General features: G+C 42.9%; 5 protein-coding genes. 4 read left to right on the top strand and 1 reads right to left on the bottom strand.

Annotated features, from left to right (window positions below; all coding sequences use genetic code 11):
• Positions 1-21: 21 nt before the first annotated feature.
• Positions 22-1755: a VgrG-related protein gene (locus G1O98_RS20615; protein ID WP_163931154.1), complete on the top strand. Its 1734-nt coding sequence runs from the start codon at positions 22-24 to the stop codon at positions 1753-1755.
• Between the two features lie 42 nt (positions 1756-1797).
• A complete protein-coding gene (locus G1O98_RS20620) occupies positions 1798-2295 on the top strand; it encodes a PAAR domain-containing protein (RefSeq protein ID WP_163931158.1) in 498 nt (165 codons plus the stop codon).
• Positions 2296-2428: 133 nt separating this feature from the next.
• Here the strand turns inward: G1O98_RS20620 and G1O98_RS20625 are convergent, their stop codons facing one another.
• Entirely contained in the window at positions 2429-2881 is a 453-nt protein-coding gene (locus G1O98_RS20625) for a GNAT family N-acetyltransferase (protein ID WP_243458495.1), read from the bottom strand.
• 478 nt (positions 2882-3359) lie between these two features.
• Here G1O98_RS20625 and G1O98_RS20630 point away from each other — a divergent pair, with 478 nt between their 5' ends.
• Both G1O98_RS20630 and G1O98_RS20635 read left to right on the top strand, forming a co-directional pair.
• Entirely contained in the window at positions 3360-3773 is a 414-nt protein-coding gene (locus tag G1O98_RS20630; protein WP_163931165.1) for a GPW/gp25 family protein, read from the top strand.
• 242 nt (positions 3774-4015) lie between these two features.
• Positions 4016-6214 carry a putative baseplate assembly protein gene (locus tag G1O98_RS20635; protein ID WP_163931168.1) on the top strand — a complete coding sequence of 733 codons (2199 nt, stop codon included), beginning with the start codon at positions 4016-4018 and terminating at the stop codon, positions 6212-6214.
• Positions 6215-6284: the final 70 nt, after the last annotated feature.

The raw sequence follows: 6284 nt of genomic DNA on the forward strand, positions 1-6284 counted from the left end.
ACAAATTATCAAATAATAGTTATGCCTCCTAAAAAAAGCCTTTATTTAAGCGAACCTAAAATACAGATAGATGAACAACCCGCTTCGCCTGAATTAATGAAGGATTTGTTGCAAATCACAATAGAAGAAAGCCTTCATTTACCAGCAATGTTTACGCTAGTAATCCATAATAGCTATATTCCCACATCTGATCGAGCAGAAAATAAGGCATGGCGACATGATCAGTTGTTTAAGATTGGTAAAAAAGTGAAGTTGGGTTTTACTTCAAGTACTACTCTAGATAATAATTTTCAAGAAGAGGTAGGAGAATTCATTATTGAAGGCGAAATTACAGCGATGGAAGTTCACTTTAATGAAAAATCTGAAGCTGATATAATTGTTCGCGGTTATGATATTTCTCATCGTCTGCATAGAGGTCGTTATAATCGTTCTTTTTTAAATGAAACTGATAGCGGTATAGTCAAAAAAATAATTCAAGAAGTAGGTATAAAACCTGGCAATATAGAGCCAACTGGTGAAGTTCATAAGTATGTCTTCCAAGAAAATCAAACGAATATGGAATTTTTGCGAGAGAGAGCTGCTCGCATTGGTTTTGAGTTATTTATTACCGAGGAAAAACTCAATTTTTGCAAACCAAAAACTCAGGGAGCTTTATCATTAAAATGGCTAGTTGACATTAATAAATTTAGTACTCGTGTTACTAGTGCTGAACAGATAAGTTCTGTAGAAGTACGCGCCTGGGACTATACCCAGAAAAAATTGATTAGTGGAACAGCCAAGAAAGAGAAGCAAATAACTGAGACAGGTAATAAGCTAGGAAGTACTACTAGTAATGCATTTTCTAATCTTAAGTCTCCGAAAATGATTGTTGTAGATAAGCCTGTTGCCAGCAAAAAACAAGCAGATACAATGGCTCAGGCTTTGTGTGATGAACTAGGAGGAGAATTTGTTTACGCAGATGCCAAAGCAGAAGGGAATCCTGAGATTCGTCCTGGACGGGTTATTAGTCTTGAGGATATGGGCGATCGCTATAGTGGTAAGTATTATGTTACAGAAACCCGCCATTTCTTTAATCAGCGCGTTTATGAAACTGATTTCAGCGTGCGGGGACTCCGTTCTGGTAACTTATTCACAACTCTATCCCCAGAAAAACGTCTACAGCCATCTGAGACTTTATTAGTGGGAATTGTGACTGATAATAAAGACCCAGAGAAAATGGGCAGAGTGAAGGTCAAGTTTCCCACTCTCACAGAAGAACATACAAGTGACTGGGCGAGAGTTGTAGCTGTGGGAGCAGGCCCAAACAGAGGTTTTGACTGTTTACCAGAGGTAAACGATGAAGTTTTGGTAGGTTTTGAACATGGCGATATCCATCGTCCCTATGTCATTGGCGGGGTATGGAACGGGAAAGATGCACCACCGGAAAAGGTGAGTGATTCAGTTACAGGTGGTGTCAGATTACGCACAATTAAAACTCGTGTTGGTCATGTTCTACAGTTTGTTGAAGAGGATAAAGGAAGTAGTAAAAAAGGTATTCGCGTAGAAACCACAGGCGGTCACAAAATATATCTCAATGATAGCGATCGCTGCATAGAGATTGAAACCACAGGTGGTCATAAAATCAAAATGGACGATATGGGTAAATCTGTTTCAGTGAAATCAACAGGCAATATGTCATTAGATGCTGCTGGAAATATAGACATTACAGCCAACGGCGTGATTACAGTTAAAGGTGCGATGATTCGACTTAATTAATTCGTAATTCGTAATTCGTAATTAACACAATAGGAGGTTGTGATGGGTAAACCAGCAGCAAGAATTACTGATAATGTGGCGCATCCATTACCCCCAGTTTTAACAGGAGGGCCGGGTAGTCCCAATGTTTTGATTGGGTCTTTACCTGCGTGGCGGGGTGTGCTTGCAGCAGCAGTACCAGGTTTGCAATCCGCCAAACAAATTTCTGATACGGCTATCCAAGTGGCTGAGGCTGCTACCCTAGCGGCAGCAGGTACACCAGGCGCACCTGCTGCTTTAGCCACCGAACAAACTACAAAGGCAACATCAGCAGCTACTATGGGTAGTGCGATCGCTGCTGCTGCTGCTGGTGCTGATATTCATAATTGCGCCACACCCTTACCCTTACCTCCCCACGGTCCTGGGGTTGTGATTGATGGTAGCCAGACTGTGCTGATTAACAATCTGCCTGCTTCTCGCATGGGCGATACTGTTTTAGAAGCATTAGGACCACCAAATAAAATTATCAAAGGTGATTTTACTGTTTTGATTGGCGGCTGATTGGAGAAGTAGAGAAGATAAGGGAGGGGAGAGTTGCAACTTGATCCGAAATTTTGTCAGGATCGATAACGTAGCGCAAATAGGAAGTAATCATAATCAATCTGCTTTAAAGACTTTTCGATCGATCAGTCACCTATGCTAGTTTCTTCTCCCAAAATAATGCCTTGCCCATCTGGGGATTTAGCTCATAGCCACTGAATCCGCACGCCTTGTATGCTGACTGGGCAACATGGTTTCCTTCCAGTACCTCTAGCGTGAGTTTGCAGCAACCCAAATCCAACGCCATCTCCTCCGCTTTCTGTAGCAGCAGTTTGGACAAGCCTCTACCACGGTAGGGTAAAGCAACGATGACATCGTGAATATTAAGTAATGGCTTACACGCAAACGTAGAGAATCCTTCTAAGCAGACAACAAGCCCTGCGGGTTCGGCATCGACAAACGCAAGAATTACATGAGCCGCTTTTCTTTTTGCAAGCTCTGCTGAGAGATTTGTTTTAACGTAATCGGACAGACCTTTACCACCACCCATCGGGTCAAGTGCATACTCATCCATTAATTGCACCATAGCCTCCGCATGAGAAGGCATACTCAGGTCTGCTTCAAAAATTTCAATCATCTATTAATTCTTGATTCTTCAAATGTTGGCATAACGTTTCTGGTCAGTGGCTACCGACAACCCTAGTTTGCGATCGTTTATCTGAAATTACAGCACTTTTCATGTATTTGAACTATATCTGTCGTAAGGTCACAGCATTGCTGTGCCCCTACCGCGTGGTCTATTTAACTGAAAATAGCTGTAAAAAAACTAATTGCCATCCTGAAAAAATACTAGCAGGAAAGGGATTAAAGAAGGCAGAAAGCAGATCGCTTTTAGCGTCTCCCCTTGAGAGAAGTGAAGCTGTTCTTGAGAAAAGAATTACTGAAATAACCCTCTTTCCTCCCCTGCCTTCCCTGCTCCCTGCCCCTCTGCCCCCCGCTTCATCCTCGACCTTTGGCGAATAGGCTTAAACCCTCTGTGCCGATATCTTTGAAGATATCCATGTACAACTGTTTAAGTGCCAGATATGGTTTATGGTCGTGAACGAGCCTATTTGGGAACAGGTTGGGCTTATCCACTGCATTTAAATGTGCAAGGCGGGATACAACTTAGCCGTGAAGATCAAAAAGTTAAAGAATCTATTTGGATTATCCTCCGCACGGGAGTAGGTGAACGGGTTTATCGACCTACCTTTGGTTCGCGCTTGTCTGAACTGGCGTTTGCACCTTTAAGTAGCGATACCCTACTGCGAATCCGTCTTTATGTCTTGGAAGCTTTAGAAGTTTGGGAACCACGCATTACTATCGATGAAGTTATCACCGATCCTGACCCTGTGCGTGGCAGAGTGGACATCATTATCAATTATCGACTCAAAGACGGCCCCGATATTTATAGTTTTGTTTATCCTTATTATTTGGTTTCAGCTGGGGAGGAAGCGTGATCCGAATTAAAAATTGAAAATTAAAAATTAAAAATTAATACGACTTACGCAAAATATCTCTCAAACTCTGATTTTTCTGTGCCCTCTGTGCCTCTGCGGTAGCCTGCGGCAAGCCGTTCGCGTAGCGTCTCGTAGAGAAGCGTCTACGTTATTCCATAATTTATGCGTAAGTCCTAATTAAAAAAGCTAAATTTTATCTGGGTTTCTAGCCTTGTATCTGTCACATTCTTTTTTAAATTGGTATGAACTTTGATTTTTTACCGAAATTACCTTCTTCCAACTTAGACGATCGCGCCTTCGATGATTTGGTGGAAGAATGTATTATGCGTATTCCCCGCTACTGTCCCGAATGGACTGACCACAACCTCAGCGACCCAGGAATTACGCTAATTGAGTTATTTGCTTGGTTGACTGACCAGATGTTGCTCAGATTTAACCAAGTACCTCGCAAAAATTATGTCGCTTTCCTAGAATTACTGGGTATTCGTCTCCAGCCTCCCGCCCCAGCCCGCACGGAATTAACTTTTTATTTAAGCGCTGCATTACCCGAAGCCTACACTATTCCCGCAGGATTAGAAGCCTCAACTATTCGCACTGAAACTACAGAAGCTATTACCTTTAGCACAGATTATCCTCTAATTATCGGCAATCCCCGCATCCAACACTTCTTAACTGCCCAAACTACCGAAGATATTCCCCAATCTCTGCGCGAAAGAGTTACAACTTCATGGACTCGTCAATCTAATGGTTTCTGGACAGGTAATGAACAACCGATTTTTGAAGAAGAACCTCAGCCTGGGAACTGCTTTTATTTAGCAATTAATTCTGATGATCCACTAGACGCTAATGTTTTAGAAATTATTTTCCAAGGGGCTGCGGCTACTCCTGCTGGTATTAACCCCAATCAACCACCCCGCAAATGGGAAGCCTGGGATGGGGAAAATTGGCAACCAGTTTTATTGCAAGAGTCAGACGATAAAACTCGTGGGTTCAGTTTTTATGAAATAGCCCAACAAGGCGGAAACCCATCTCAAGGTGCAGAGGTACGTTTACATTTACCTCAAATTTGGCCTGTGGCTAATTTTACCTCTTACCGAGGTCGTTGGCTGCGCTGTAGCTTTGTTTCCACAGAAGCCAATGAAACTGGTTACAATCGTCCGCCAAGAATTATTGGTTTAGCAGCGCGGTCAATTGGCGGTACTGTTAGAGCTAGTCACAGTACGCTGATTCAAGATGAGCGATTGGGAATTAGTGATGGTACACCTGGTCAGAGTTTCCAGTTACAAACAGCACCAATTTTAGAACGCCGAGAAAATGAGTATATTTTAGTTACTCCCAGTGGTGGTTTGCCTCAAAAGTGGATTGAGGTGAGAGATTTTGCTGATTCTGGACCGCATAACTTTCATTACACCATCGATTCGATCACTGGGACAATCCAGTTTGGGCCGCTGATTCGGGAACCTAGCCAACTTAAACAACAAACACAAGTACGAACGCGAATCCAAGAACCATCGCTAGATAACACATCTGTACAAGTTCTAGAAAATAACCAGTCGGAACACCAATATGGGGCGATTCCTCCCCGTGGTGCAGAGATTAAAATGGTTGCTTATCGCACAGGTGGCGGTAGGGAAGGCAATGTGCAAACTGGGGCAATCCAGTTTTTGAAGTCTGCATATCCATACATTGCTAGTGTGGTCAATCGTGTACCTGCAATCAATGGTGCGGATGCCGAATCGCTAGAACAAGCTGTGATGAAGGCTCCCCGCATCCTCCGCACACGCGATCGCGCCGTTACTGCTGAAGATTTTGAAGTTTTGACTCAACAGGCGGGTGCAGGTGCGATCGCCCGCGTCCGGTGTTTACCAGCAAATTCTCGTAGACAAGCTGGTATAGTTAGTTTACTGGTAGTACCTTATGCAAATACAGATGCGATCGCGCAAGGTAATGGCATGACACCAGAAAATTTTGCTCTTAGTAATGCCCTGCAAGAGCAAATTTTGAGTTACTTAGATGAAAGACGGTTATTAGGGGTACAAATAGAATTACAAGAACCAAATTATGTAGGTGTTTCTGTACAAACAGAAATTGCTTTAGAACCTGCTTATGATAATCCTTTTGCCAGAGAAGAAATTCGCCGGAATTTAAGGGTATCACTGTATAAATATTTAAATCCATTAACTGGAGGAATGGACGGCAAAGGTTGGCCATTTGGGCGACCAGTTTATACATCAGATATTGTCGCATTACTGCAACAAACCCCAGGCGTGCGTCATTTAGGCCCCGTCCTGCTGTTTCCCATCCGTAAGCAAGGAGAAAATTGGCGACGACAACCATCACCAGAACAATTGATTGACCCAGGCTCGGAAGGTTTAATATGTTCTTGGGCTGATACCAATCTACGTTCAAATCACGACATTCAAATAATTCGTAATTCGTAATTTGTCATTTGTCATTTGTCATTTGTCCTTCGTCAGTAGTTATTCTCGCCCCCATTCCCCATTCCCCATT

The organism is Nostoc sp. UIC 10630 (assembly GCF_010747425.1).
Lineage (GTDB): Bacteria > Cyanobacteriota > Cyanobacteriia > Cyanobacteriales > Nostocaceae > Nostoc.